Below are 22,373 nucleotides of genomic sequence, written 5' to 3' on the forward strand. Positions count from 1 at the left end.
CGCAAGCCGCCGTCCCGTGCTAGGGCGGCGGCTTGAGCCCGCCCTTGAAAGACGACATTCGCCGCCGCGCCGAGGCCCTGGGCTTCGACGCCTGCCGCTTCGCCTCGGCCGCCGCGCCGTGGGCGGCGGGCGCGCGGCTGGAAGCCTTCGTTGAGGCCGGACGGCACGGCGACATGGGCTGGATGGAGACGACGCTGGAACGGCGCGCCCATCCCACCGCCATGTGGGCCGAGGCGCGCACCGCCATCGTGCTGGGCCTGAACTACGGGCCGGACCAGGATCCGCTGACGGCGCTGGCTGACCGGTCGGCGGGATACGTGTCGGTCTATGCGCGTGGCGATGATTATCACGAGCTGATCAAGGGTCGATTGAAGACGCTGGCGGGACAGGTGGCGGCGCGCACCGGACAGGACGTGAAGGTCTTTGTGGACACCGCCCCCCTGATGGAAAAGCCGCTGGCCCAGCGCGCCGGCCTGGGCTGGCAGGGCAAGCATACCAACCTGCTGTCGCGCGACCTGGGCAACTGGCTGTTCCTGGGCGTGATCCTCAGTGAAGCCGAGATCGAAGCGGACGAGGCGGAGACCGACCATTGCGGGTCGTGCACAGCCTGTCTGGACGCCTGCCCGACCAAGGCCTTCGCCGCGCCCTATCAGCTCGACGCCCGGCGCTGCCTGTCCTACCTGACCATCGAATTCGCCGGTCCCTGGCCGATCGAGTTCCGTCGCGCGACGGGCAGCCGGATCTACGGATGCGACGACTGCCTGGGCGTCTGTCCGTGGAACAAGTTCGCGCAGGGCTCGCGCGAGGCGCGGCTGCAGGCGCGGGACGCTCTGGTCTCGCCCCGACTGGCAGACCTGCTGGCGCTCGACGACGCCGCCTTTCGCGCTCTGTTCAGCAAGAGCGCGGTGAAGCGGATCGGACGCGACCGCTTCGTGAGGAACGTCCTCTATGCGGCCGGCAATGCAGGCGATGCGGCGTTGATCGCGCCGGTGCGGGCCCTGCTGACGGATGCGTCGCCGCTGGTGCGCGGCGCGGCCGTGTGGGCGTTGGCGCAGCTGGCGCCCGGCGCGCTGGGGGAGCCGACCAGCGAGGTCGACCCCGACGTCCTGGCCGAATGGGCCCTGGCCCTGGCCTAGCCCGCGGCGCCCTGATCGGCGCTGGGCAGGGTGATGGCGACCTCCGCCCCTTCGCCCTCGGCACTGTCGATCGACAGGACGCCGGACGCCTGGCGGGCGAAGGCGTAGGCCTGCGACAGACCCAGGCCCGAGGCGCCCTCCTTGGTCGTGAAGAAGGGCTCCAACGCGCGCGCCGCCAGTTCGCGGTCCATGCCCGGCCCGCTGTCGCGAACGCTGAGGCGCAGGCCGCCTTCCATCAGGGTCTCCAGCCGCACGGCGACCGAGCCTTCGCCGGCCACCGCCTCGACGGCGTTGGCGACCAGCGCCTTGACCGCACCCTCGAAGGCGACGGGGTCCAGGCGGGCGGTCGCGGCATCGGACGGCCCCTCGATCAACAGGTCCACGCCCGGCCCCGCCAGGGCGCGCAGCCGCGCCTCCATGGCCTTCAGCAGCACGCCGGCGTCCATCACCTGCAACACAGGCTCGTCCTCGCCCTGCGAGAAGGCCGCGAGCCTGCGGGTCAGCACCTCGCCGCGCTGACCGGCCGCCAGCGCCGCATAGCCCAGACGCTTGACCCGCGACGGGTCGTCCGCCTGACGCAGGATCATGTCCAGCGCCGAGGTCATCACGCCCAACAGGGCGTTGAAGTCATGCGCCACGCCGCCGGTCAGCCGTCCGACCGACTCCATGCGCCGTCCGCCGGACAGTTCGGCCTCGGCCTCGGACCGGGCGCGGGCGGCGGCCTGGCGAGCCTCCTCCGCCTCGGCGCGGGCCGTTTCGACGGCCTGGCGGGCGGCGTGTTCGTCCAGCTGCGCCTGACGGGCCAGGGCGCGCGCCTCGGCGGCGTCGGCCAGGGCTTCCTCGATGCGTGCCTGACGCTCGGCCTCCCGGCTGGCGGCCTCGGTCACTTCGTCGGCGTTCGGTCGGGTCTGGCCGTCCAGGGCCGCGGCGACGGCGGCGTCGATGCGCGCCTGGATCGCGGCCTCGTCGACCATCGGCTCGGCGTCCGAGGGTCGGGGCGCTTCGGCCCCGGCGTCCTCAGCCGTATCGTTATGGACCGCCTCAGGCTCGGCCTCGGCCACCTCGTCCCAGCGCTCGCCGGCCAGCAGCAGGGCGTCGGCGCCCTCGGCGCCGTCCAGCGGCAGGATGCGCCACAGGACGCCGCCGCCGTCGGGGTCGCGCGCGGTGATCGGCTCGGCCTCGCCCGCCGGTGCGTTCAAGGCGGCGCGCAGGGCCTGACGGCCCTCGACGCGCGCGTCCTCGCCCAGGAACAGATCGGCGAAGTCTTGGCCCACGGCGTCGCCTTCGCGGCCCAGCACGCGCAGGGCGGTGGCGTTGGCCTCGCGGATCACGCCGTCGGTCCCGACCACGACCAGGGCGCTGGAGGCGGCCTCGAAGACGCGGCGGACGATGCTGTCGCTGGCGGCGGGGGCCGGCTCGGCCGGGGCGACCGCCTCGGACGCGGGCGTCGGCTCCGGCGAATAATAGGTCTCGGGCTGCACCAGCCCGTCCGCCTCGACGATGGCGGCGGTCGAACCGATGATGCGACCGTACTCGTCCTCGATCGGCATGGCCGTGACCGACACCGTCATCTTGCGGCGCGTGGCGGCGTTGGACAGCAGGTGCTGGAACCCCTTGACCGTCTGACCCCGCAGCGCGCGGGCGCTGGGCAGAAGCTCAGGGGGGATCGGCCTGCCGTCCGGATAGGTGATGCCCCAGGTCGCCGAGTGGAAACGCAGACCGATCAGCTCGGCGTCCTTGCGGCCCAGCAGCTGGTGCGCGGCGCGGTTGGCGAAGACGAACTTGCCCTGTTTATCGGTCTCGACCAGGGCCACCGGTATGGCGTTCAGCGTCTGCATCAGGCGCTTGTCGGCCGCCTCGGCGACCTTCTGCACCAGGTCCAGCTCGCTGGAGGCCGTGGAGTGACGCGCGCGGTTGGTCACGGCGAACCACAGGGCGACGATGGCGATCAGGCTCGCGACGCCGGCGACCACGCCCAGCAGCAGCACCCAATCGATCTGGCCTTCCAGAAACATCGTCGCCTTTCCCAAAATGGCGCCGCGCGCTCCGCGACGTCCAACGCTGTGCAAGAGGCGAACCGCTCTCGCCCCTCAGGCGACTAACGACCGCGCGGATCAGCGTCCAGCGTGGCCTTTGCGCGATGAAAAAGGGCCGGGCGTCGCCGCCCGGCCCCTTTAGACGCTCGAAGGTGAACGCCGGATCAAAACGCGAGGACGTTCCTAGAAGGCGACGCGGGCGACCAGCTGGAACACAGGACCGGCCTTTTCGGTCTCCAGTTCGTACTCGTCGTAGTCGCGGTCGATCTGGTCCTCCAGGGTGTTGAACTTGTCGAACACCTCGTCCTTGCTCGAGTCGAGCAGATTGGAACCCGTCAGGCGCACCACCACGGTGTTGGCGAAGGTCTTTTCGACGAAGATCTCCAGGTCGGCGCCGTAGGAGGTGGTGACCTCCTCGCCGATGATGCGGCTGTCGGCGTCGCCCTGCTTGCGATAGCTCGCGCCGAAGGCCGCGCCCCAGGCCGGCAGATCCTGGGTGAAGCCGACGTTGTAGACATAGTTCGACTGGCTGTTGAACCGACGCGAACCGGCGAAGTCGTCGACGTTGGAGTCCAGCAGCGAGACGTTGGCGTAAACGCCCGTGTTCTCCATGCCGATGAAGTCCAGCGGCGTGGAGAGGTCGAACTCGATGCCGTAGACCTCGCCGTCGCCGACGTTGTCCGCTGTCAGCACGAAGGAGGTCAGTTCCTCGGCCGCTTCTTCCGGCGTGGCGCCGTCGTCGATGGCGTCCTCGTAATTGCCCAGGGCTTCGTCCGAATAGTCGCCGGTGTTCACCAGCTCGATCAGGTCCGAAACCTTGCGGTAGAAGACGTTGACGCCGACCACGCCGCGACGGCCGATGCGGTGCTCATAGCCCAAGTCGCCGCCCCAGGCCGTCTCCGGCTCCAGGTCCGGATTGCCCAGGAAGTCGTTGTCGCCGTACTCGCCTTCCAGCACCGCCGGAGAGATGAAGTTGAAGTCCGGGCGGCGCACCGTGCGGGCGACCGAGGCGGTGATCCGGTCGGCGTCCGACAGGGCGAAGCGCACGCTCGCCGAGGGCAGCAGGATGTTGTAATCGCTCGAGGTGTTGCGCAGATCGTCATCGGCCGTCTCGTCGGTGATGTCCGTGCTGGTGGTCTCGTAGCGCAGGCCGACCTGCCATTTGGCCGGGCCCGTCTCGCCGGACAGCATGACGTAGGGGTCGATCCGCGTCTCTTCGATCGTGCTGACGCCGCCGGCGACCGCTTCGAAGTCGCCGAACTCCGACGCCGTCAGGATGCGGAAGCTGGAGACGCCCTCGACCTCGCCGTCGGCGCTGTAGATGGCCGTGTCCCGGTTCTTGTCCCAGTACTGGACGCCGAACTCCAGCTTGGTGTCGTTGGCCAGTTCAAACTCGTGGGCGAACGAGGCCGACAGCTCGGTATCCTCGATCAGGCTGTCGACGATCTCGCCCTCGACGACCTCGTCCTCGACGTCCAGCTCGTCCTCACGCTCGTACTGGTCATCCTTGATGCCCGAGTAGCCGATGCGGAAGGTGCTCTCGCCACCGAACTGCTCGCGCTCGTAGCGCGCGCCCACCGAATAGTTGTCGGTCAGGATGTCCAGCGGGTTGGCGTTGATCTTGGCCAGTTCGTCCGGGTCCTCGGCGCCGCCGTTGTACTCCAGCGAGTTCTCGTTCTGCGTCCGGTCGGTGCGCACGAACAGGCCGCTCAGCTGCAGCGTGCCGCCCGCGACATCGACCTCATACGAGGCGTTGGCCGAATAATCGGTGCCGTCGCGAACGTCGCTCTGGACCTCGATATTGTCCAGGTCGCCGCCGGGCTCGTCGAACCGCTGGCTGAACTTTTCCTTGGGATTGCGACGACCCTGGATGCTGCCGCCGACCAGCAGCCGGCCGGGGCCGACCTGGCCGCCGTAGACCGCGCCGAAGGTGCCCTTCAATTCGTCGTCGCTCAGCAGGATGCCGCCGGCGCGAACATAGCCGCCGTCCAGCGTCAGGGCGTCGCGCAGCAGGATGTTGATGGCGCCCGATACGGCGTCGCCCGAACGGTTGGCCGAGGCGGAACGAACGACCTCCACGCCCTCGATCAACTCGGCCGGAATGCGATCGACGAAGAAGGAGCGGTCCAGGCCGGCGCCCGGCACACGCTCGCCGTTGATCAGGATCTGCGTATAGGCCGGGTCCAGGCCGCGCAGGCGCACGCCGTCCGATTCCAGCACGTCCGACAGGAAGGTGACGCTGGGCACGCGGCGCAGGGCGTCGCCCACGGTCAGCGGCTCGAAACGCTGGAAGTATTCCAGATCGTACGACAGGGTCGGCACGACGTCGTCGCTGCGGTTCCGCATCGCGGGTTCGCCGGTGACGATGATGTCCGCGACCTGGGTCGGCTCACCCAGGGCCGCCGAGGCCAGATCGGTCTGCGCCAGGGCCGGGTAGGCGAACAGAAGCGGCGCCACGGCGGCGCCGAGCAGGAGTGCGGATTTCATGGAGGTCCCCAGGATGCATGGCGGACATCCCCATCCGCCTTGCGGCAGCGCTTAGGGGCAAGGCGCAACGCGCCTTTGACGGTTCCACGAAGAACCCGCGTCGATTCAGAGACGCGAACGCGACAAACCGTCCGGCGCCGGACGTTGCGGGCCGCGTATCATCGCGATGTCGGGAAAATCTCGACTGGAGCGGGCGAGGCGATTCGAACGCCCGACCCCAACCTTGGCAAGGTTGTGCTCTACCCCTGAGCTACGCCCGCATCTCAGTCGAGGGCGGGCCTATAGCGGAGCACCTCGCGGGACGGCAAGCCTTTTTTGTCAGCCGCGGTCGTCGGCCCTTCGGGACCTCCCGATCCGACGCGGCCTAGCGCTTGTTCCGCGCTCAAGCAGCGCCTCAGCGCGGCGCGAGCCGGATGGCGCCGTCCAGCCTTATGCACTCGCCGTTGATGTAGGTGTTCTCGGCCAGATGGACCGCCAACGCGGCGTAGTCGGCGGGCGTGCCCAGACGTTTGGGGAAGGGGATCATGGCGGCCAGGGCGTCCTGCACCTTCTGATCCATGCCGGCCATCATCGGCGTCCACATGATGCCGGGCAGGATGGTGTTGACCCGCACGCCCTCGTTCATCAGGTCACGCGCAACCGGCAGGGTCATGGCGTAGACGCCGCCCTTGGACGCCGAATAGGCCGCCTGGCCGATCTGGCCGTCCTGGGCTGCGACCGAGGCGGTGTTGATGATCGCGCCGCGCTCCCCGTCCTCCATCGGGTCCAGCGCGACCATGCCGGTCGCCGACTGCGACAGCACGCGGAAGGTGCCGAACAGATTGATCGAGACGGTCTTCTCGAACTGCGCCATGTCGTGGGCGCGCGGCTCCTGCGTCTCGCGGTTGCGCGAGACGGTCTTTTGGCCTGTCGCGATGCCGGCGCAATTGATGGTCAGCCGCTCCTGGCCGTGGGCGGCGCGGGCCTTGGCGAAGCCGGCCGCGACGCTGTCGTCCGAAGTGACGTTCACCTCGCAGAAGACGCCGCCGATGTCCTTGGCGACGGCCTCCCCCTTCTCGACGTTCAGATCGAAGATGGCGACCCTGACGCCCTTGGCCGCCAAGGCCCGCGCCGTGCCCTCGCCGAGCCCGGAGGCCCCGCCCGTGACGACCGCGGCGATCGATGCATCGAGTTTCATGGCGAGAACCCCTATCTATGTGAACCAGTCTTCTGCGTGGGGGATTTAGCCGCCATGACCGCCAAAGCCAAACCCATGACGCCGGACGACGCGCTCGACCCGTCCCGCGCCCTTGTCCCCTCCGTGCAGCGCATCAACGAGATGCGGGTACAGAAGGGGTTCTGGCCCAAGATCGCCCGCACCGCCGCCGGCATTCCCTTCGCCGGCCAGGCGCTCAGCGTATATTTCTCGGCGCGCGACCCCGATACGCCGGTGGCGGCCAAGGGCATGATGCTGGGGGCGCTGGCCTATTTCGTCCTGCCCATAGACGCCATTCCCGACATCTTCGCCGGCATCGGCTTCACGGACGACGCGGCCGTCTTCGCGGCCCTGATCGCCACCCTGGGGGCCAATATCAAGGCGCGACATCGGGATCAGGCCAAGGCTGCGCTGAAGAAGCTGAAGGAGCGCTAGGCTAGATCCTCCCCCATTGGGGGAGGGGGACCGCTCTGCGGTGGAGGGGGCTAGCCCCAGCCGCCGCACTCGAATTTGGGAACGGTCCGCCGGCCTCGTTCCCCTTCCACCCCTTCGGGGTCCCCCTCCCCCTCTGGGGGAGGATCTTTAGTAGCTGCGCTCGCCCGTCTGCGGCCCGACCTTCTGGCGCGACCGCACCCAGCCGACGATCGACAACCGGTGGCGCGGCGCGAAGCGGGCCACCTCCGTCACCGCATGGCGCGTCGGGACGACGAACAGGTTCAGCGCGTTGAAGGCCGGGACCCAGCCGTGCTCGATGTGGCCGTCCTCGCCGTAGAACAGCAGGTTGCCGCCCCAGTCGGGACGCCACTCGCGCGTGAAGTTCAGCACATAGCCGTAAAGGCGGTTCATGCCCGCCGACACGTCGTTGTGCGCCGTCAGCACATGGCCGGGCCGATAACGGCTGGCCTGGCCATCGACGAAGTCCACCCGCTCCTCGCCGGTGATGGCCCGGATCAGATCCAGGAAGGGCGCGGTGTTCATGAAGTCGAAGGCGGCGTCGGCGGCGTCGCGTTCGCCCGCCTCGTGCCCGGCCCGCACGTCCAGCCGGCGGTTGTCGAAGATGTACTGGGTCACCGGGCTGGCGCCATCCACCCGCGCCCCATCCAGCCAGGATTGCTTGCCGCTTTCGGCCGCCTTCACGCCGTCCAGCGGCAGTTCGAAGAACTCGCCCCCCGCCGCCACCGTGGTGTTCCAGCGCGTCTCGGCCTCCAGACAGTCGGCCACCGCGGCCGCCGCCTCTGGCGTCAGGACGCCTGGAACATGCAGCCGCCCCTTGGCCGCAAACGCCGCCTTTAGCGCCGCGACGTCCAGCGCCGGATTGAGCGCGATCTGCGTCACGACTCGACGGTCACCACGATCTTGCCCATGGCCTGCCGGTCACCGAGCGCCCGGATCGCCTCGCCCGCCTTCTCCAGCGGGAAGGTCTTCGACACGCGTGGCCGGATCTTGCCGGCGGCGTAGAGGCCCATCAGCTCGGCCATGTTCTGCGCGTGCGCCTTGGGCTCCTTGGCGACATGGGCGCCCCAGAAGACGCCGATGACGGACACCGACTTCAGCAGGGTCAGGTTCAGCGGCAGGGCCGGAATGCCGGCCGGGAAACCCACCACCAGATACCGTCCGTTCCAGTCCATGGCCCGAAGCGCCGGCTCGCAATAGTCGCCGCCCACCGCGTCATAGACGACGTCGGCGCCGTCGCGGCCCGTGGCCAGCTTCAGCTCGGTCGACAGGCTTTTTTGCGCCTCCTTGTCCATCGGACCGGACGGATAGATCAGGCCGTTGTCGGCCCCCATCTCAAGCGCGAACTCGACCTTGTCGTTGGTCGAGGCGGCGGCCACGACGTGCGCGCCCATGGCCTTGCCCAACTCCACCGCCGCGGCTCCCACGCCGCCGGCCGCGCCCAGCACCAGCAGGGTCTCGCCCGGCTGCAGCTTCGCCCGGTCCTTCAGGGCGTAATAGCTGGTCCCGTAGGTCATGATCAGGGCGGCGGCCTCATCGAAGCTCATGCCGTCCGGTATGGGGATCAGCCGGTCCGCCGGGACCGCCAGCCGTTCGACCAGCCCGCCCCAGCCGGGCACGGCGATGACCCGGTCGCCCCGGCGCACGCCCTTGACCCCCTCGCCCACGCTCTCGACCACGCCCGCCACCTCGGCGCCGGGCGCAAAGGGTCGCGCCGGGCGAAACTGGTACTTGTCCTCGATGATCAAGGTGTCGGGGAAGTTGATTCCCACCGCCTTCACCTCGACGATCACCTCGCCCTTCAGCGGCGTGGGATCGGTGATCTCCTCCACGACCAGGGTTTCGGGGCCGCCGGGGGCCTTGGACAGGACAGCGCGCATGAAATCTCCCGCACAGATCGGCATGGCGCCGGTTCGCCCGTGACGCTAATCAGCCGCCGGTACGAAGGAAAGCCCGAGCCGACCGCATGCCCATGCCCGATTTCATCTGCCCCGGCATGCAGAAGGGCGGCACCAGCTGGCTCTACGACCAGCTGTCCGTTCATCCGGACTTCCATCTGGCCCCGTACAAGGAGCTGCATTTCTTCAACAAGCCGGCCCCGCAGGTGGCGCTGACGCGGATGCACAAGGCCTATCTGGCGCGCCCGGAAGGCGAGCCCGGCCACACCTTCTTCGAGGCGGTCTCCCGGGCCGAGGGTCGCTGGGGCGACATGGCGCTGTATCCGCACTTCTTCGAGGGCGCGGAGGGCCGGCTGGCGGGCGACATCACGCCGGGATACTCGACGCTGAGCGCGGAAAAGGTCCAGGCGCTGGCGGACGCCTGTCCCGGCGCCAGGGTCATCCTGATGGTGCGCGAGCCATCCGCCCGGGTGCTGTCGCAGTTTCACATGGGCGTGCGCGTTCGGCGCTTCAGCCCGGACGATATCTCGACGCCGGAAAAGCTGGATGCCTTCCTTCGCCTGCCTCGTGTCGCCGATCGGGCCTTCCCGACGGCCATCTTCGCGCGCTGGAGCGCGGCCTTCGCCCAGTGCCGGGCCTATCTGATGGATGACCTGGTCGCCGATCCGGTCGCCTTCCGGGCGAGCGTCATCACCTATCTGGGCGGCGATCCGACGATCGAGGTCGGACCGGGCGCTGATTTCAACGCCAAGCAGAACGACGCCAAGGTCGAGCTGGCGGACTGGCAACGCAAGCAGGTGTTCGACTATTTCGCCGAGGAGCGGTTCCGCTGCGCCGAGATGTTCGGCGGCGCCGCCGAAGCATGGCCGAGCCGGGAGTTCCAATGACCACTGCCCTGATCCTGCACGGCGGCGCCGGCGCGCGGCGCGGCGTCGACTACGGCGCCGAGACCGTCAACATGGGCGAAGTGGTCGCGGCGATGCAGGCGCGGCTGGCGGACGGCGCCTCGGCGCTGGACGTGGCGGTCGAGGCGGTCGTGATGCTGGAGGCGTCGGGCCTCTATGTCGCCGGTCGCGGCGCTTCGCCCAATCTGGCCGGGGCCTATGAGCTGGACGCCAGCCTGATGGACGGGGCGACCGGCCGGGCCGGGGCCGTCGCGGCCCTGCAGGGGTTCCGCAGTCCGGTCCAGGTGGCGCGTGCGGTGATGGAGCGGACGCCGCACGTCATGCTGGCGGGCGAAGGCGCGGCCCTGTTCGCGGCCGACCAGGGCCTGGAAGCCATCGGCGACGAACCCGCCTGGTTCACCCACGCCGGTCAGGGCGACGACAATCACCCGCCGTCCGGCCTGTCGCACGGCACCGTGGGCTGCTGCGTACTGGATGATCAGGGACGGCTGGCGGCCGCCACCTCCACCGGCGGGGTCTTCGGCAAGATGCCGGGGCGGCTAGGCGACACGCCGATTCCGGCCGCCGGAACCTGGGCCGATGGCCACGCCGCCGTCTCCTGCACCGGCCAGGGCGAGTTCTTCATCCGCATCGCCGCCGCCGCGCAGGTCGCCTGGCGCGTCGCGGCGGGCGCGTCGCTGGCCCAGGCGGGCGCCGCCGTGATCGATCAGGTGGGGTCGATGGGCGGCGACGGCGGCCTGATCGCACTGGATCGCACCGGCCAGATCGCCCAGCCCTTCAACAGCCAGGGCATGAAGCGCGCCTGGCTAACGACGGACGGCCGGATCGGCGTCGACGTCTTCGGTCGCTGAACCACATTACATCTCCGTAAGGTGCACCGGGCCGCGCGCCTGATAGGGTCCGCGCGCATCTGATCGGACCGTATCCATGAAACGTCGTCTCGCCCTCGCCGCCTCCGCCCTGGCCCTGTTCGCCGCCGTCCCCGCCATGGCGCAGACGCCCGCGCCCGCCGCCGCCTCGGCCGGCGTCGTGGTGCCGCCGCTGGGGTTTGCGCACCGCACCCTGGCCAACGGGCTGGAGATCTACACGGCGCGCGACACGTCGACGTCCAACGTCACGGTCCAGGTCTGGTACAAGGTCGGCTCAAAGGACGATCCGGCCGGTCGCTCGGGCTTCGCCCACCTGTTCGAACACCTGATGTTCAAGGCGACCAAGGATTTCCCGGACGAGACCTTCGACCGCCTGACCGAGGACGTGGGCGGCTTCAACAACGCCTTCACCGCCGATGACGTCACGGCCTATCACGAGGTGATCCCGGCCAATCACCTGCAACGCCTGCTGTTCGCCGAGTCCAGCCGGATGGGCTCGCTGGTGGTCGACGAGGCCACGTTCAAGAGCGAGCGCGACGTCGTCAAGGAAGAGTACCGGCTGCGCATCCTGGCCTCGCCCTACGGCCGGCTGTTCGGCCTGTTCGCGCCCCAGACCATCTATCAGGAGAGCCCCTATCGCCGCTCGGGCATCGGCTCGATCGCCGACCTGGACGCCGCCACCACCGAGGACGTGCAGCGGTTCCACGCCACCTACTATCGACCCGACAACGCCGTTCTGATGGTCGCGGGCAATTTCGATCAGGCGCAACTGGACGCTTGGATCGACCAGTATTTCGCGCCCCTGAGCAATCCGGACCGCGCCCTGCCGGCCAATAATGTGCCCGAGCCGGAGCCGACGGCTCCGCGCGAAGCGACCTTCTACGCGCCGAACGTGCCGCTGCCCGCTGTGGTCGTCGCCTGGCCGACCGTGCCCTACAACCACCCGGACCGAGCGGCCCTGGCCATCCTGGACGGCATCCTGTCGACGGGCGAGAGCAGCCGCCTTTATCGCTCGCTGGTCTATACCCAGCAGATCGCCGCCCAGGCCGCCTCGACCCCCGACTTCTCGCAACAGGTCGGCAATCTGAGCAGCTACGCCATCATGGCCGGCGGCCAGGATCCTGAAACCGGCATCACCGCCCTGAAAGCTGAAGTCGCGAAATTCAGCGCCGAACCGGTGACCGCCGAGGAACTGGCCGAGGCCAAGAACGAGCTGGTCGCCAACGCCCTGCGCGAACGTGAAACCGTTCAGGACCGCGTCAGCGCCCTGGGCTGGGCCCTGATCAACACCGGCGACGCGTCGGCCGCCGACCGCGAGGTCGCCGACCTCCAGGCCGTCACCGCCGCCGACGTCCAGCGCGTGGCCCGTCGCTATCTGACGCCCGAGCGGTCGATCACCATCCGCTATCTGAACGCCGACGACGAGCATCCGGCGACCGAACAGCCGACCAATGTCGACGCGCCGGTCAAGCTGGCCGATCTGGCCCCCGTCGGTCAGGTCTATGCCCTGCTGCCCGAAGCTGACCGCGCGCCGATCCCGGCGGCCGGCGATCCGATCGCCCCGACCACCCCGGCGGTGGCTGACTTCCGGCTGGACAACGGCCTGCGCGTGCTGGTCGCGCGCCGCACCGGGCTGCCGCTGGTCTCGGCCCGGCTGAACTTCGACGCCGGCACCGCCGATGAGGTTCCGGGCAAGGCGGGCGTCGCGGCCATGACCGCCGGCCTACTGACCCAGGGGAGCGCCACCCGCACCGCGCCCCAGATCGCCACCGAAATCGAACAGCTGGGCGCCAGCGTCGGCGCCGGCGCGGGCGCGGACTTCACCAACGTCTACGCCAACGCCCCGGCCAACGTCTTCCCGCAGACGGTGGCCCTGATGGCCGATCTGGTCCGCAACCCGGCCTTCGCCCAGGAGGAGCTGGACCGCCAGCGCGACCAGACGCTGGACGGCCTGCGCGTCGCCCTGTCTTCGCCGGGTTCGGTGGCCGGCCTGGCCGCCGCCCGCGTGGTCTACGGCGACGCCGCCTATGGCGCGCCGGCGTCGGGCACGGTGACCAGCCTGCCGACCATCACCCGCGAAGACATCGCCGCCTTCCACGCCGCCCGCTACAGCCCGTCGGGCGCCAGCCTGGTCTTCTCGGGCGACATCACGGAAGCGCAGGCCCGCGCCCTGGCCCAGCAGTATTTCGGCGACTGGCGCGCCGCCGCGCCCGCCGCCCGTACGGCGCCGGCCGCCGGCGCCGTCCTGCCCACCCGCGTCGTGGTCATCGACCAGCCGGGCGCCGGCCAGGCGGCCGTCTACGCCGCCGGCCGCAGCGTCGCTCGCGCCGACGACGCCTATTTCCCCCTGTCGGTGGCCAATGCGGTGCTGGGCGGCGGCTACGGCTCGCGCCTGAACCAGGAGATCCGCGTCAAGCGCGGCCTCAGCTACGGCGCCGGATCGGGCCTCGGCCTGCGTCTGGAACCGGGGGTCTTCACCGCCCAGGCCCAGACCCGCAACGACGCGGCCGTCGAGGTCTCGGACCTCATGCTGGCCGAGATCGCCAAACTGGGCACGACGCAGCCCACGCCTGAGGAGCTGGGCACCCGTCAGGCCGTGCTGACCGGCGGCTTCGGCTCGTCGCTGGAGACGGTGGACGGCCTGGGCTCGCGCGTCGCCAATCTGGCGCTCTACGACCTGCCGCTCAGCGACCTGGCGACCTTCGTCTCCAGCGTCGAGGCCGTCACCCCCGCCGACGTTCAGGCCGCCGCCGCCCGCGCCCTACCGGCCGACCGAATGAGCCTGGTCATCGTCGGCGACGCCTCGGTCTTCATCGACGCCCTGCGCGCCAAACACCCCAACGTCGAGGTAATCCCGCTGACCGCGCTGAACCTGGACAGCGCGGCGCTGAAGTAGCGCGGAGCGCGCGCGTCTTGCCCTCTCCCAGAGGGAGAGGGCTTGAGCGCACGGCGCGAAGCCGTCGTCCTTGCGTGAAAGGGTGAGGGGTGGGCGGCCAACCGGTGAGGGCGAACCCCTCACCCTTTCGGCTATTCCAATCGCCTTCGGCTCTTGGAGCCTCAAGGCCTCTCCCTCTGGGAGAGGGAAGCGTTTCACGCCGACAGACACACCACCTGCGCCACGCGCAGATCCCGGCGCAGGTCGTCCGCGACCCGGCCGTAGTTGTCGACCGTGATCGGCTCGGCCAGGGCGGGTTCGTCGGCGCGTTGCTCGCCGCGGATGGCGGGGCCGAAACTGTCAGGGGCGGTGGTGTAGACTCGCCCACGGCGCGGCGACTCCGCCAGGGTGACGCCGATGACCCGACCGCGGCGGTCCAGCGCCGGCGCGCCCGACAGCCCGCTGAGCGAGCCGTCCAGTCCCTGCGTCCGGCCGACCTCGGCCCAGGCCAGCACCGGCTCGTCATGCGCGCCGCGCCCGAACACCTTCAGCGTTTCGCGGCCCAGCAGGCGCGTCGCCACCTCGCCCGCCCGGCCCTTGGGAAAGCCGGGATGGAAGGCGCGCTGGCCGACGCGCAGGTCGGGGCTCAGCAGCACCGGCAGGGCGGTCGGCCCGCCCTGGGTCAGCAACAGCGCCACGTCGGCGCGCGGGGCCAGGCGCACGTCGGCCGCCACGGCCCGGCCGCCGCCGATCACCAGAGCCGGACGCCGGCACCCCTCCACCACGTGACGGGCGGTCACCCAGCGGCCGTCGGCGGCGATGGAAAAGGCGGTGCCCGAGCTGGGCCGGAACGGCGTGTCCGGCGCATTGACTGTGACGGACGGATCGAAGGGGGTGACGGGGCCCAGCAGGGCGCCCTCGACCTCGTCCACCGGCGGCGGAGCGGGCGGGGCGTTGGAGCCCTCGCGGCGATTGACCGAAATGATCACCAGCGCCAGCGCTGCGGTCGCATAGATGGCCCAGTCCGGCGGCCGGGGAATCCTCATGCCTTCAGCCTGTCAGGGCCGCGGCCAGAATCAGGGCCGTCGACAGCTTGGCCCCGACCAGCAGCACGGCGGCGGACACCTCGCCGTCCTGGATGCGCTGAGGCAGGCCGGTCAGCAGGATGTCGACGACGCGGAAGGCCAGCAGCTGCAGCACCACCGTCGCCACGCCCCAGATCGCGATGTCCCGCACCGAGGTGGACGCCGCCAGCGACACCGCCAGGGGAATGGCCAGGCCGATCAGAACGCCGGAGAAAGCCACCGCCGCCGCCGGATTCCCGTCGCGGATCAGCGCGATCTCCTTCCACGGCGTCAGCAGGGCGTAGAGAATGGCCGCCCCGGCGAAGAGGCCCAGCGTGACGATCAGGTGCACCACCGTCACGGGGAAGCCGCTGGCGAAGGCCTGCACCTCCGCGCTGGACAGGATTTGCGACAGATCCATCGGAACTACGATACGCGGGCGCCGTTTCGCGCCCCCATCGCCAATGCCCGATCCGCCCGGCCCTCCGCAAGCGCGGGCGGGCAACAGTGTATGGTGAACAGACGTCGCGCCGCCGCCGCGCGGGTGTCGATCAGCCCGGCCAGCCCCGCACGCCGGCGCCGAACACCACCTGATCACGCAGGCCCGGACGCGACAGGGCGTACAGCATGCGCGGTTCCGGTGCGCTGACCGCGTCCAGCGCCGCCCGCTGCTGGGCCGGCAGCACCAGGTCCAGGGCCGCCACATTGTCCGTCACCTGTGACGCGCGGCTGACGCCCATCAGGGTCGATGCGACCCCCGGCCGGCCCAGCACCCAAGCCAGGGCCACGCGCGCCGGCGCCTCTCCGATCTCGGCCGCGGCCTGTTTGACCGCGTCCACGATGGCCCAGTTGCGCGGGGTGAACAGGGAGTCGCCGAACGGGTTGGCCCCGTCCAGGCGCTTGTCGTCGGCCGGTCGCTGCTCCCCGTCCGAGGCCGCATCACGCGGCAGGCCTCCGGCGCGCGGAGACGACGCCTCGACCGTCGCCCGATCGTATTTCCCCGCCAGCAGCCCATAGGCCAGCGGGCTCCATGGCTGGATACCCAGGCCGAACGCCTCGGCCAGCGGCGCGTGCTCGTCCTCGATGTCGCGATTGGCCAGGGAGTAGAAATACTGCAGGCCGATGGGGCCCGGCACGCCCCGCGCCGCCGCCAGCGTCGCCAGCTGCGCCACATACCAGGCGGGCGTGTTCGACAGCCCCCAATAGCGGACCTTGCCCGCCCGGATCAGCGTGGTCATCGTCTCCAGCAGCTCGGCCGCCGGCGTCACCCCGTCCCAGACGTGCAGCCAGTACAAGTCGATGTAGTCGGTCCGCAGCCGCTTCAGCGACCCCTCGACGGCGGTGTGCAGATGCTTGGCGCCCGCGCCGCCGGCCAGGGGCGCCCCGGTGGCGAAGCCCGCCTTGGTCGCCACCACCATCCGGGCGCGCAGACCACGCTCGGCGATGAAGTCGCCCAGCATCGTCTCGCTGCGTCCGCCGGAATAGACGTCGGCCGTATCGACGAAGTTGCCGCCCGCCTCGACATAGGCGTCGAACACCGCCCGCGATCCTGCCGTGTCCGACCCCCAGCGCGCGGTCCCGAACGTCATCGTCCCTAACGCCAGAGGGCTGACGACCAGGCCGGAGCGGCCGAAGGTGCGATAGTCGGACAGCGACATCGGGGATTTCCTAGCGATTGATACGGAACCCTTTGCGCCCCTTGCTGTCGCAGGTCAATGGTTTCATATTGGTCGCTATGGAATCGCTCGTCGCCCCTCCGCGTCGCAAGGCCGGCCGCCCCCTGTCTTTCGACCGAGATGCAGCCTTGAACCAGGGCATGCTGCTGTTCTGGCGCCACGGCTATGAGGCGACGGCCGTCAGCGACCTGACCGCCGCCATGGGCGTGACGCCGCCCAGCCTCTACGCCGCTTTCGGCGACAAGAAGCGGCTGTTCCTGGAGGCGGTCGCGCTCTACCTGTCAGGCGACAGCCGCCCGCAATCCATCATTGACCGCGCAGCCGACGCCCGCAGCGCGGCCCTGACCCTGATGGCGGGCGCGGCCCAGGCCTTCACCGGCCCCGACACCCCGCCCGGCTGCATGCTGGCCACCTCGGCCATCAGCGTCTCGGCCGCGGCCGCCGACGTCCAGGCCGCCCTGTCCGACATCCGCAACGGCGTCGAAGCTCACCTACGCGCCCGCATCGAGGCCGACATCGCCGCCGGCGCCCTGCCTCCCGACACCGACGCCGAAGCCCTCGCCGCCCACATCACCGCCGTCATCCAGGGCCTCTCCACCCTCGCCCGCGACGGCGCGCCCCGCGAGAAGCTGGAGCGCGTCGTGGCGATGGCGATGCGGGCGTGGCCGGAAGCGGCCGGCTAGGAGGCCTTGCGCCCCTTCGCGATCGCCGCGCTCTCGGCCTTCAGCGGTTTGGACACCGGACAGACCTCCTGCGCGTAGGCGCTCAACGTGTTGGCCAAATGGTCGGGCACCAGGCTGTAGTGCACGAACTGGCCCTTCTTCTTCGACGTCACCAGCCCGGCGTTCTCCAGCACGGTCAGATGCTGGCTGACGGCGGGCTTGGAGATTTCGAACCGCGCCGCGATCTCGCCCGCCGTCAGGTCGGCATGGGCCAGATAGGCCAGGATCTTGCGCCGGATCTGGCTGGAAAGGGCTTCGAACACACGCTGCATGGGCATCATTTAAGCGATTTACGAACCGCTTGCCAGAGCCAAGCTTCGGTGTTTAAGGTATTCCTTAAATACGAAAGGACATGGCGATGCATGAGCCTGAAAGTTTGGGCTGCAATCCGAGGGAAGGCCGCGTCGTTTGGGACCCCCTGCATTCGCTGTGGAATGGCGGGATGATGGCGCCGCCGTCCTGCTCGGACCGGCGACGTTCTCCTGGTCCGCCCTCGGCGTGGCCGTGGTCCTGGGCGCCCTGAGCATGCTGGGGTTCTCGGTCGGACTTCACCGCCATTTCGCTCATGCCGCCTTCGACTGCGGCGTCCGGACAGGACGCGTGCTGGCGTGGCTCGGCGTCCTGACCGGCATCGACGGGCCGATCGGCATGGTCCGCGCGCACCACTTGAGCCACTGGGCGCAGCAAAGGCATGAGGCCCACGACTTCTTCACCCACCGGCGAAGTTGGCTGACCCACACGATCTGGCGCGCCCATGGGCGGATCATCCTGGCCCGTGCTCCGGCGTTCGATCTCGGATGGCTCCAGGCCGATCCTGTACTCCGGAGCCTCGACCGCACCTGGATGCTCCAGCAGATGGTTCTGGCCGTCCCGCTTTACGCGGCCGGAGGCTGGCCGCTGGTGATCTGGGGCGTGCCGGTGCGAGTCGCGGCGACCGTCACCGCCTATTGGACCCTGGCGCATCTGGCGCACCGGCCAGAGGGGCAGAGCGCGAGGCATACGCCGGGGAACGACGTCGGCTGGGCGGCCGTCCTCACGCTCGGCGAAGCCTGGCACAGCAACAACCACGCCTGGCCCGGCTCGGCCAGGATCGGCCTTTATCCTGGCCAGAGCGACGGGGGCTGGCGGTTCATCCAGCTGCTGGAGCGGCTGGGCCTGGCGTGGAACGTGCGGACGCCGGAGACAATGGGCGCGCGGCCGCTGGAGAGGGCGACGTCATGATGGCGCTACGATCATGGCCAACGATCGTGCTCGCCTGGGTGAGCGCCGCCTGTGCCGGCAGTCTCGTCGTGGCGGTGGAGTTCGCTCTCGCGATGGCGATCCTCAATGCCGCCACGGACTCGTCCGGCGGCCTCGTCGGTGGCTTGGCGGGCGGCATCATGCTTTCGCCCTTCGCCTTCATCACCGCCCTGCCAGTCTTTGCGACGGGCCTCCTGGTTGTCGGACTACCGGCTTGGTTTGTGATGCACCGGCGTGGGCTCATGTCTGGCCTAGCCGTTCCCATCACCGGAGCGGCGCTCGCCGTCATGGGCGGGTTGGGTTTCGTCCTCGCGACGGCGCTGAATAACCCGGAGCTTCGCGAGACCCCGGCGTTGGCCCAGTCCTTTGGCCTAGCGCTCCTGTTGGCCCCGCCGGGAGCGTTCGCCGCCCGTGCATTGCGCCGGATTGCCTATGGGGAGCGCCCTAGGCCGCCTCGACCGTCGCCTGCTCCAGCTTCCTGATCGCGCTGGCCCGCAGCTTTTCGCTCTCGCTTTTCAGCTGGCCGCAGGCCGCCAGGATGTCCCGGCCACGCGGCGTTCTGATCGGGCTGGCGTAGCCGGCCTTGTTCAGGATGGCGGCGAACGTCTCGATCGTCTTCCAGTCCGAGCACTGATAGTCCGTGCCGGGCCAGGGGTTGAAGGGGATCAGATTAACCTTGGCCGGGATGCCCTCGATCAGCTTGATCAGGGCGCGCGCCTCGGCCGGTGAGTCGTTGACGCCCTTCAGCATGACGTATTCGAACGTCACCCGGCGCGCGTTCGACAGGCCCGGATAGGCGCGGATGCCGGCCATCAGCTGGTCCAGCGGATATTTCTTGTTCAGCGGCACCAGAACGTCGCGCAGGGCGTCGTTGGTGGCGTGCAGGCTGATCGCCAGCATGGCGGCGGTGCGTTCGCCCAGGGCCTGGAGCTGCGGCACGACGCCGGATGTGGACACGGTGATCCGGCGCCGCGACAGGGCGATTCCCTCATTGTCCGAGATGATGTCGATGGCGTCCGCGACGCTGTCCAGGGCGTAGAGCGGCTCGCCCATGCCCATGAAGACGATGTTGGACAGGCGGCGGTCTTCCTTGGGCGACGGCCACTCTTCCAGGTCGTCGCGCGCCACCTGAACCTGGGCGACGATCTCGGCCGTGGTCAGGTTGCGGACCAGCTTTTGCGTGCCGGTGTGGCAGAAGGTGCAGTTCAGCGTGCACCCGACCTGGGACGACACACACAAAGCCCCGGCGCGGCCGACGTCGGGGATGTAGACGGTCTCGATCTCGATGCCCGGGGCGGTGCGGATCAGCCATTTGCGGGTGCCGTCCTTGGACACCTGGCGCTCGACGATCTCGGGGCGGGTCAGAGTGAAGGCCTCGGCCAGCCTGGCCTGCATGTCCTTGGCGACATTGCTCATCGCGGCGAAGTCGGTCACGCCGTAGTGGTGGATCCAGCTCCACACCTGCGAGGCGCGCATCTTCGCCTTCTCGGGCGGACAGACGTCGGCGTCGATCAGCGCCTGGCGCAGGCCGGCGCGCGTCAGACCGGACAGGTTGACGAGGCCCTTGCCACGATCGGCGTTGGCGGCGTGCGAAAGGTCGAGCGTCAGGCTCAAGGCGGCGTCCTGGGGCGATGGGAAGGCGGCGTTATACCACGGAATGCGGCGACATAGGAGCAGGCGGCCCGATTGCGAGTCGCTGGCCCTTGCCCGAGAGGCCTCGATTTTCTAAACGGCGGGCGTTGGGGAGTAGCGTCCGGCGCGTTTCAGCCGGGGCCGTGTCAACACACTCGTTCCGCCGGACCTCCCCGTTCGGCGACGTGGTGCGGCCAGCGGATCATCCGCCTTGCGAGACCAGCACGCGTTCCGGGCCTTCGGCCGGCCGGTTCGGACGCGTGCTGTCTGGCGTCCGGCGGAGACCGATCGAATGACTCCCATCGCCATCGCAGTGCTGTCGCTGAGCCTGTCGGCCGACGCCTTCGCCGCCGCCATCGGCCGCGGCGCCCAGCATCGGCCTCGCTTCGCGGAGGCGCTGAAGACCGGCGCCATATTCGGCCTGATCGAGGCCGTCACCCCCGTGATCGGCTGGGGCGTCGGCCTGGTCGCCGCGGGGCTGGTGGAGCGGATCGACCACTGGATCGCCTTCGTCCTGCTGACCGGCGTGGGCGGCCGGATGATCTGGGAGGCCCGTCACGAACGCGAGGAGGAGGCTGGCGTGGCCGGGGCCGTGAAGCGCGGCGGCCTGCTGGCGTTGGTGGCGACCGCCGTGGGCACCAGCATCGACGCGGCGGCTGTGGGCGTTTCGCTGGCCTTCTTGGGGTCGCATATCTGGCAGGTGGCGCTGGGAGTCGGGATCACCACCTTCATCCTGGCCACCCTGGGCCTGCTGATCGGCCGCCAAGCCGGCGCGAAACTGGGCCTGTGGGCCGAGCGCATCGGCGGGGTGCTGCTGATCGGCCTGGGAACGAAGATCCTGCTGGAGCACCTGGGGGTGATCGCCTTCTAGGCGCCCGCCTGTTGCAACCGGTCATCGGAAGTGACGCGGCCCGATTTGGCGTCACCGCACCGTTTGCGCTACGCAGCGGCCATCCGCCGTGGACGCCCGTCGTCCGCCCTTCGCGCGCCGATGCGCTGACGCCGGGAGACCCCGCATGCTGCCCTTCATCGACCTTCAGGCCCAGCGCCTGCGTTTGGACGGCAAGATCGAGGCCGCCGTCCAGGCCGCCGTCGTCGGCGGCGCCTGGGTCATGGGCCCGCAGGTGCGTCAGTTCGAGGCCGATCTGGCGACGTTCGGCGGCGCCAAGCACGCCCTCGGCTGCGCCAACGGCACCGACGCCCTGGCCCTGCCACTGATGGCATGGGGGATCGGGCGCGGCGACGCGGTCTTCGTGCCCAGCTTCACCTTCGCCGCCACGGCTGAGATCGTGCCCTGGTTCGACGCCGAGCCGGTCTTCGTCGATGTCGACCCCGACACCTACAACATGGACCCCAAGGCCCTGGCCGCCGCCATCGAGGGCATCGCGGCCGAGGGCCGCCTGACGCCCAAGGTGGTCATCGCCGTGGACCTGTTCGGCCAGCCGGCCGACTATCCGGCCATCAAGGCCATCTGCGACCAGCACGGGCTGAAGCTGATCTCGGACTCCGCGCAAGGCTTCGGCTGCACCATCGACGGCGCCCACCCGCTGAAATGGGCCGACATCACCACCACCAGCTTCTTCCCGGCCAAGCCGCTGGGTTGCTACGGCGACGGCGGGGCGGTGCTGACCAATGACGACGAGCTGGCCCAGCTGATCGACTCGGTCCGCGTGCACGGCAAGGCCGTGGCGGTGGACCTGAAGGATCGCACCTTCGACCACGACCCCAAATATCTGAACATGCGCATCGGCCTGAACAGCCGCCTGGACACCATCCAGGCCGCCGTCCTGATCGAGAAGCTGGCCGTGTTCGGCCAGGAGATCGAATGGCGCAACCGCATCGCGGCCCGCTACAACGAGGCCCTGCGCCCTCACGTCGCCAAGGCGCCGGATGTGCCCCAGGGCAACATCTCCAACTGGGCCCAGTACACGATCGAGCATTCCGATCGCGACGGCCTGGCCGCGCACCTGAAGGATCTGGGCGTGCCGACCGCCGTCTACTATCCTATCCCGCTGCACCTGCAGCCGGCCTATGAGATGTTCCCGCGCGGCGCCGGTGGTTTGCCGGTCACCGAGCGGCTGAAGGACGTGGTCATCAGCCTGCCGATGCACGCCGACCTGGACGAGGCGACGCAGGACCAGATCATCGCCGCCGTCGCCTCCTACAAATCCTGATTCTGGGGCTGA

20 protein-coding genes and 1 tRNA gene are annotated in these 22,373 nt (G+C 69.6%); 10 read left to right on the top strand and 11 right to left on the bottom strand.

Going from position 1 to position 22,373, the window contains the following annotated elements:
- Positions 1–44 precede the first annotated feature (44 nt).
- On the top strand, positions 45–1,136 hold the full coding sequence (queG, locus tag ASG17_RS00315) for a tRNA epoxyqueuosine(34) reductase QueG (RefSeq protein WP_235560323.1): 1,092 nt from the start codon (positions 45–47) through the stop codon (positions 1,134–1,136).
- On the opposite strand, the gene ASG17_RS00320 is transcribed toward queG, so the two are convergent.
- The 4 genes from ASG17_RS00320 to ASG17_RS00335 form a co-directional block, all read right to left on the bottom strand.
- A complete protein-coding gene (locus ASG17_RS00320; RefSeq protein ID WP_056097908.1) occupies positions 1,133–3,151 on the bottom strand; it encodes an ATP-binding protein in 2,019 nt (672 codons plus the stop codon). The two genes, queG and ASG17_RS00320, sit on opposite strands and share 4 nt — an antisense overlap.
- 204 nt (positions 3,152–3,355) lie before the next feature.
- Positions 3,356–5,659: a TonB-dependent siderophore receptor gene (locus ASG17_RS00325; RefSeq protein ID WP_056097910.1), complete on the bottom strand. Its 2,304-nt coding sequence runs from the start codon at positions 5,657–5,659 to the stop codon at positions 3,356–3,358.
- Positions 5,660–5,844: 185 nt separating this feature from the next.
- Positions 5,845–5,919, bottom strand: a tRNA-Gly gene (locus ASG17_RS00330).
- A 134-nt stretch (positions 5,920–6,053) separates the two neighbouring features.
- On the bottom strand, positions 6,054–6,836 hold the full coding sequence (locus tag ASG17_RS00335; RefSeq protein WP_056097912.1) for an SDR family oxidoreductase: 783 nt from the start codon (positions 6,834–6,836) through the stop codon (positions 6,054–6,056).
- A gap of 54 nt (positions 6,837–6,890) precedes the next feature.
- Between ASG17_RS00335 and ASG17_RS00340 the strand changes: the two genes are divergently transcribed.
- The gene (locus ASG17_RS00340; protein ID WP_056097914.1) at positions 6,891–7,289 is read left to right on the top strand and encodes a YkvA family protein; all 399 of its coding nucleotides are present in this window, start codon (positions 6,891–6,893) and stop codon (positions 7,287–7,289) included.
- Positions 7,290–7,436: 147 nt separating this feature from the next.
- Here the strand turns inward: ASG17_RS00340 and ASG17_RS00345 are convergent, their stop codons facing one another.
- Positions 7,437–8,189, bottom strand: coding sequence for a 2OG-Fe(II) oxygenase family protein (locus tag ASG17_RS00345; protein WP_056097915.1), 753 nt, complete (start codon positions 8,187–8,189; stop codon positions 7,437–7,439).
- Positions 8,186–9,187, bottom strand: a complete 1,002-nt coding sequence (locus tag ASG17_RS00350) for an NADPH:quinone oxidoreductase family protein (protein WP_056097917.1) — start codon at positions 9,185–9,187, stop codon at positions 8,186–8,188. The genes ASG17_RS00345 and ASG17_RS00350 overlap by 4 nt, the downstream gene beginning before the upstream one ends.
- A gap of 86 nt (positions 9,188–9,273) precedes the next feature.
- Here ASG17_RS00350 and ASG17_RS00355 point away from each other — a divergent pair, with 86 nt between their 5' ends.
- The 3 genes from ASG17_RS00355 (at position 9,274) to ASG17_RS00365 (ending at position 13,875) form a co-directional block, all read left to right on the top strand.
- Positions 9,274–10,092: a sulfotransferase gene (locus ASG17_RS00355; RefSeq protein ID WP_056097920.1), complete on the top strand. Its 819-nt coding sequence runs from the start codon at positions 9,274–9,276 to the stop codon at positions 10,090–10,092.
- Positions 10,089–10,961 (top strand): isoaspartyl peptidase/L-asparaginase family protein, encoded by an 873-nt coding sequence (locus tag ASG17_RS00360; protein ID WP_056097922.1) that lies wholly within the window; start codon positions 10,089–10,091, stop codon positions 10,959–10,961. The genes ASG17_RS00355 and ASG17_RS00360 overlap by 4 nt, the downstream gene beginning before the upstream one ends.
- Before the next feature lie 76 nt (positions 10,962–11,037).
- The gene (locus tag ASG17_RS00365; protein WP_056097923.1) at positions 11,038–13,875 is read left to right on the top strand and encodes a pitrilysin family protein; all 2,838 of its coding nucleotides are present in this window, start codon (positions 11,038–11,040) and stop codon (positions 13,873–13,875) included.
- Between the two features lie 194 nt (positions 13,876–14,069).
- Here ASG17_RS00365 and ASG17_RS00370 read toward each other — a convergent pair whose 3' ends face one another.
- The 3 genes from ASG17_RS00370 to ASG17_RS00380 all read right to left on the bottom strand — a co-directional run bounded on the left by ASG17_RS00370 (position 14,070) and on the right by ASG17_RS00380 (position 16,576).
- Complete coding sequence (locus tag ASG17_RS00370) at positions 14,070–14,900, bottom strand: serine protease (RefSeq protein WP_056097925.1); 831 nt, start codon at positions 14,898–14,900, stop codon at positions 14,070–14,072.
- A 4-nt stretch (positions 14,901–14,904) separates the two neighbouring features.
- Positions 14,905–15,339, bottom strand: a complete 435-nt coding sequence (locus ASG17_RS00375) for a DUF350 domain-containing protein (RefSeq protein WP_056097927.1) — start codon at positions 15,337–15,339, stop codon at positions 14,905–14,907.
- Positions 15,340–15,469: 130 nt separating this feature from the next.
- Positions 15,470–16,576, bottom strand: coding sequence for an aldo/keto reductase (locus ASG17_RS00380; protein WP_056097929.1), 1,107 nt, complete (start codon positions 16,574–16,576; stop codon positions 15,470–15,472).
- Positions 16,577–16,734: 158 nt separating this feature from the next.
- Here ASG17_RS00380 and ASG17_RS15980 point away from each other — a divergent pair, with 158 nt between their 5' ends.
- On the top strand, positions 16,735–17,277 hold the full coding sequence (locus ASG17_RS15980; RefSeq protein WP_304438779.1) for a TetR/AcrR family transcriptional regulator: 543 nt from the start codon (positions 16,735–16,737) through the stop codon (positions 17,275–17,277).
- On the opposite strand, the gene ASG17_RS00390 is transcribed toward ASG17_RS15980, so the two are convergent.
- On the bottom strand, positions 17,274–17,588 hold the full coding sequence (locus tag ASG17_RS00390; RefSeq protein WP_056098878.1) for a metalloregulator ArsR/SmtB family transcription factor: 315 nt from the start codon (positions 17,586–17,588) through the stop codon (positions 17,274–17,276). The genes ASG17_RS15980 and ASG17_RS00390 overlap by 4 nt on opposite strands.
- Before the next feature lie 136 nt (positions 17,589–17,724).
- Here ASG17_RS00390 and ASG17_RS00395 point away from each other — a divergent pair, with 136 nt between their 5' ends.
- Both ASG17_RS00395 and ASG17_RS00400 read left to right on the top strand, forming a co-directional pair.
- The gene (locus ASG17_RS00395) at positions 17,725–18,537 is read left to right on the top strand and encodes an acyl-CoA desaturase (RefSeq protein WP_156367676.1); all 813 of its coding nucleotides are present in this window, start codon (positions 17,725–17,727) and stop codon (positions 18,535–18,537) included.
- On the top strand, positions 18,534–19,037 hold the full coding sequence (locus ASG17_RS00400; RefSeq protein ID WP_056097934.1) for a hypothetical protein: 504 nt from the start codon (positions 18,534–18,536) through the stop codon (positions 19,035–19,037). The genes ASG17_RS00395 and ASG17_RS00400 overlap by 4 nt, the downstream gene beginning before the upstream one ends.
- Here the strand turns inward: ASG17_RS00400 and rlmN are convergent.
- Positions 19,000–20,169 (bottom strand): 23S rRNA (adenine(2503)-C(2))-methyltransferase RlmN, encoded by a 1,170-nt coding sequence (gene rlmN, locus ASG17_RS00405; RefSeq protein ID WP_056097936.1) that lies wholly within the window; start codon positions 20,167–20,169, stop codon positions 19,000–19,002. The two genes, ASG17_RS00400 and rlmN, sit on opposite strands and share 38 nt — an antisense overlap.
- Positions 20,170–20,479: 310 nt before the next feature.
- On the opposite strand from rlmN, the gene ASG17_RS00410 reads away from it, so the two are divergent.
- Both ASG17_RS00410 and ASG17_RS00415 read left to right on the top strand, forming a co-directional pair.
- The gene (locus tag ASG17_RS00410) at positions 20,480–21,058 is read left to right on the top strand and encodes a manganese efflux pump MntP family protein (protein WP_056097939.1); all 579 of its coding nucleotides are present in this window, start codon (positions 20,480–20,482) and stop codon (positions 21,056–21,058) included.
- Between the two features lie 145 nt (positions 21,059–21,203).
- Positions 21,204–22,361 carry a DegT/DnrJ/EryC1/StrS aminotransferase family protein gene (locus ASG17_RS00415; protein WP_056097941.1) on the top strand — a complete coding sequence of 386 codons (1,158 nt, stop codon included), beginning with the start codon at positions 21,204–21,206 and terminating at the stop codon, positions 22,359–22,361.
- Positions 22,362–22,373: the final 12 nt, after the last annotated feature.

This window comes from Brevundimonas sp. Leaf363, from assembly GCF_001424025.1.
GTDB lineage: Bacteria > Pseudomonadota > Alphaproteobacteria > Caulobacterales > Caulobacteraceae > Brevundimonas.

Excerpts from the sequence above, each read along its gene's own strand:
- ASG17_RS00320 (WP_056097908.1), bottom strand. The coding sequence starts at position 3,151 with ATGTTTCTGGAAGGCCAGATCGATTGGGTGCTGCTGCTGGGCGTGGTC.
- ASG17_RS00325 (WP_056097910.1), bottom strand. The coding sequence starts at position 5,659 with ATGAAATCCGCACTCCTGCTCGGCGCCGCCGTGGCGCCGCTTCTGTTC.
- ASG17_RS00335 (WP_056097912.1), bottom strand. The coding sequence starts at position 6,836 with ATGAAACTCGATGCATCGATCGCCGCGGTCGTCACGGGCGGGGCCTCC.
- ASG17_RS00340 (WP_056097914.1), top strand. The coding sequence starts at position 6,891 with ATGACCGCCAAAGCCAAACCCATGACGCCGGACGACGCGCTCGACCCG.
- ASG17_RS00350 (WP_056097917.1), bottom strand. The coding sequence starts at position 9,187 with ATGCGCGCTGTCCTGTCCAAGGCCCCCGGCGGCCCCGAAACCCTGGTC.
- ASG17_RS00355 (WP_056097920.1), top strand. The coding sequence starts at position 9,274 with ATGCCCATGCCCGATTTCATCTGCCCCGGCATGCAGAAGGGCGGCACC.
- ASG17_RS00360 (WP_056097922.1), top strand. The coding sequence starts at position 10,089 with ATGACCACTGCCCTGATCCTGCACGGCGGCGCCGGCGCGCGGCGCGGC.
- ASG17_RS00365 (WP_056097923.1), top strand. The coding sequence starts at position 11,038 with ATGAAACGTCGTCTCGCCCTCGCCGCCTCCGCCCTGGCCCTGTTCGCC.
- ASG17_RS00370 (WP_056097925.1), bottom strand. The coding sequence starts at position 14,900 with ATGAGGATTCCCCGGCCGCCGGACTGGGCCATCTATGCGACCGCAGCG.
- ASG17_RS00375 (WP_056097927.1), bottom strand. The coding sequence starts at position 15,339 with ATGGATCTGTCGCAAATCCTGTCCAGCGCGGAGGTGCAGGCCTTCGCC.
- ASG17_RS00380 (WP_056097929.1), bottom strand. The coding sequence starts at position 16,576 with ATGTCGCTGTCCGACTATCGCACCTTCGGCCGCTCCGGCCTGGTCGTC.
- ASG17_RS15980 (WP_304438779.1), top strand. The coding sequence starts at position 16,735 with ATGCTGCTGTTCTGGCGCCACGGCTATGAGGCGACGGCCGTCAGCGAC.
- ASG17_RS00390 (WP_056098878.1), bottom strand. The coding sequence starts at position 17,588 with ATGCAGCGTGTGTTCGAAGCCCTTTCCAGCCAGATCCGGCGCAAGATC.
- ASG17_RS00400 (WP_056097934.1), top strand. The coding sequence starts at position 18,534 with ATGATGGCGCTACGATCATGGCCAACGATCGTGCTCGCCTGGGTGAGC.
- ASG17_RS00410 (WP_056097939.1), top strand. The coding sequence starts at position 20,480 with ATGACTCCCATCGCCATCGCAGTGCTGTCGCTGAGCCTGTCGGCCGAC.
- ASG17_RS00415 (WP_056097941.1), top strand. The coding sequence starts at position 21,204 with ATGCTGCCCTTCATCGACCTTCAGGCCCAGCGCCTGCGTTTGGACGGC.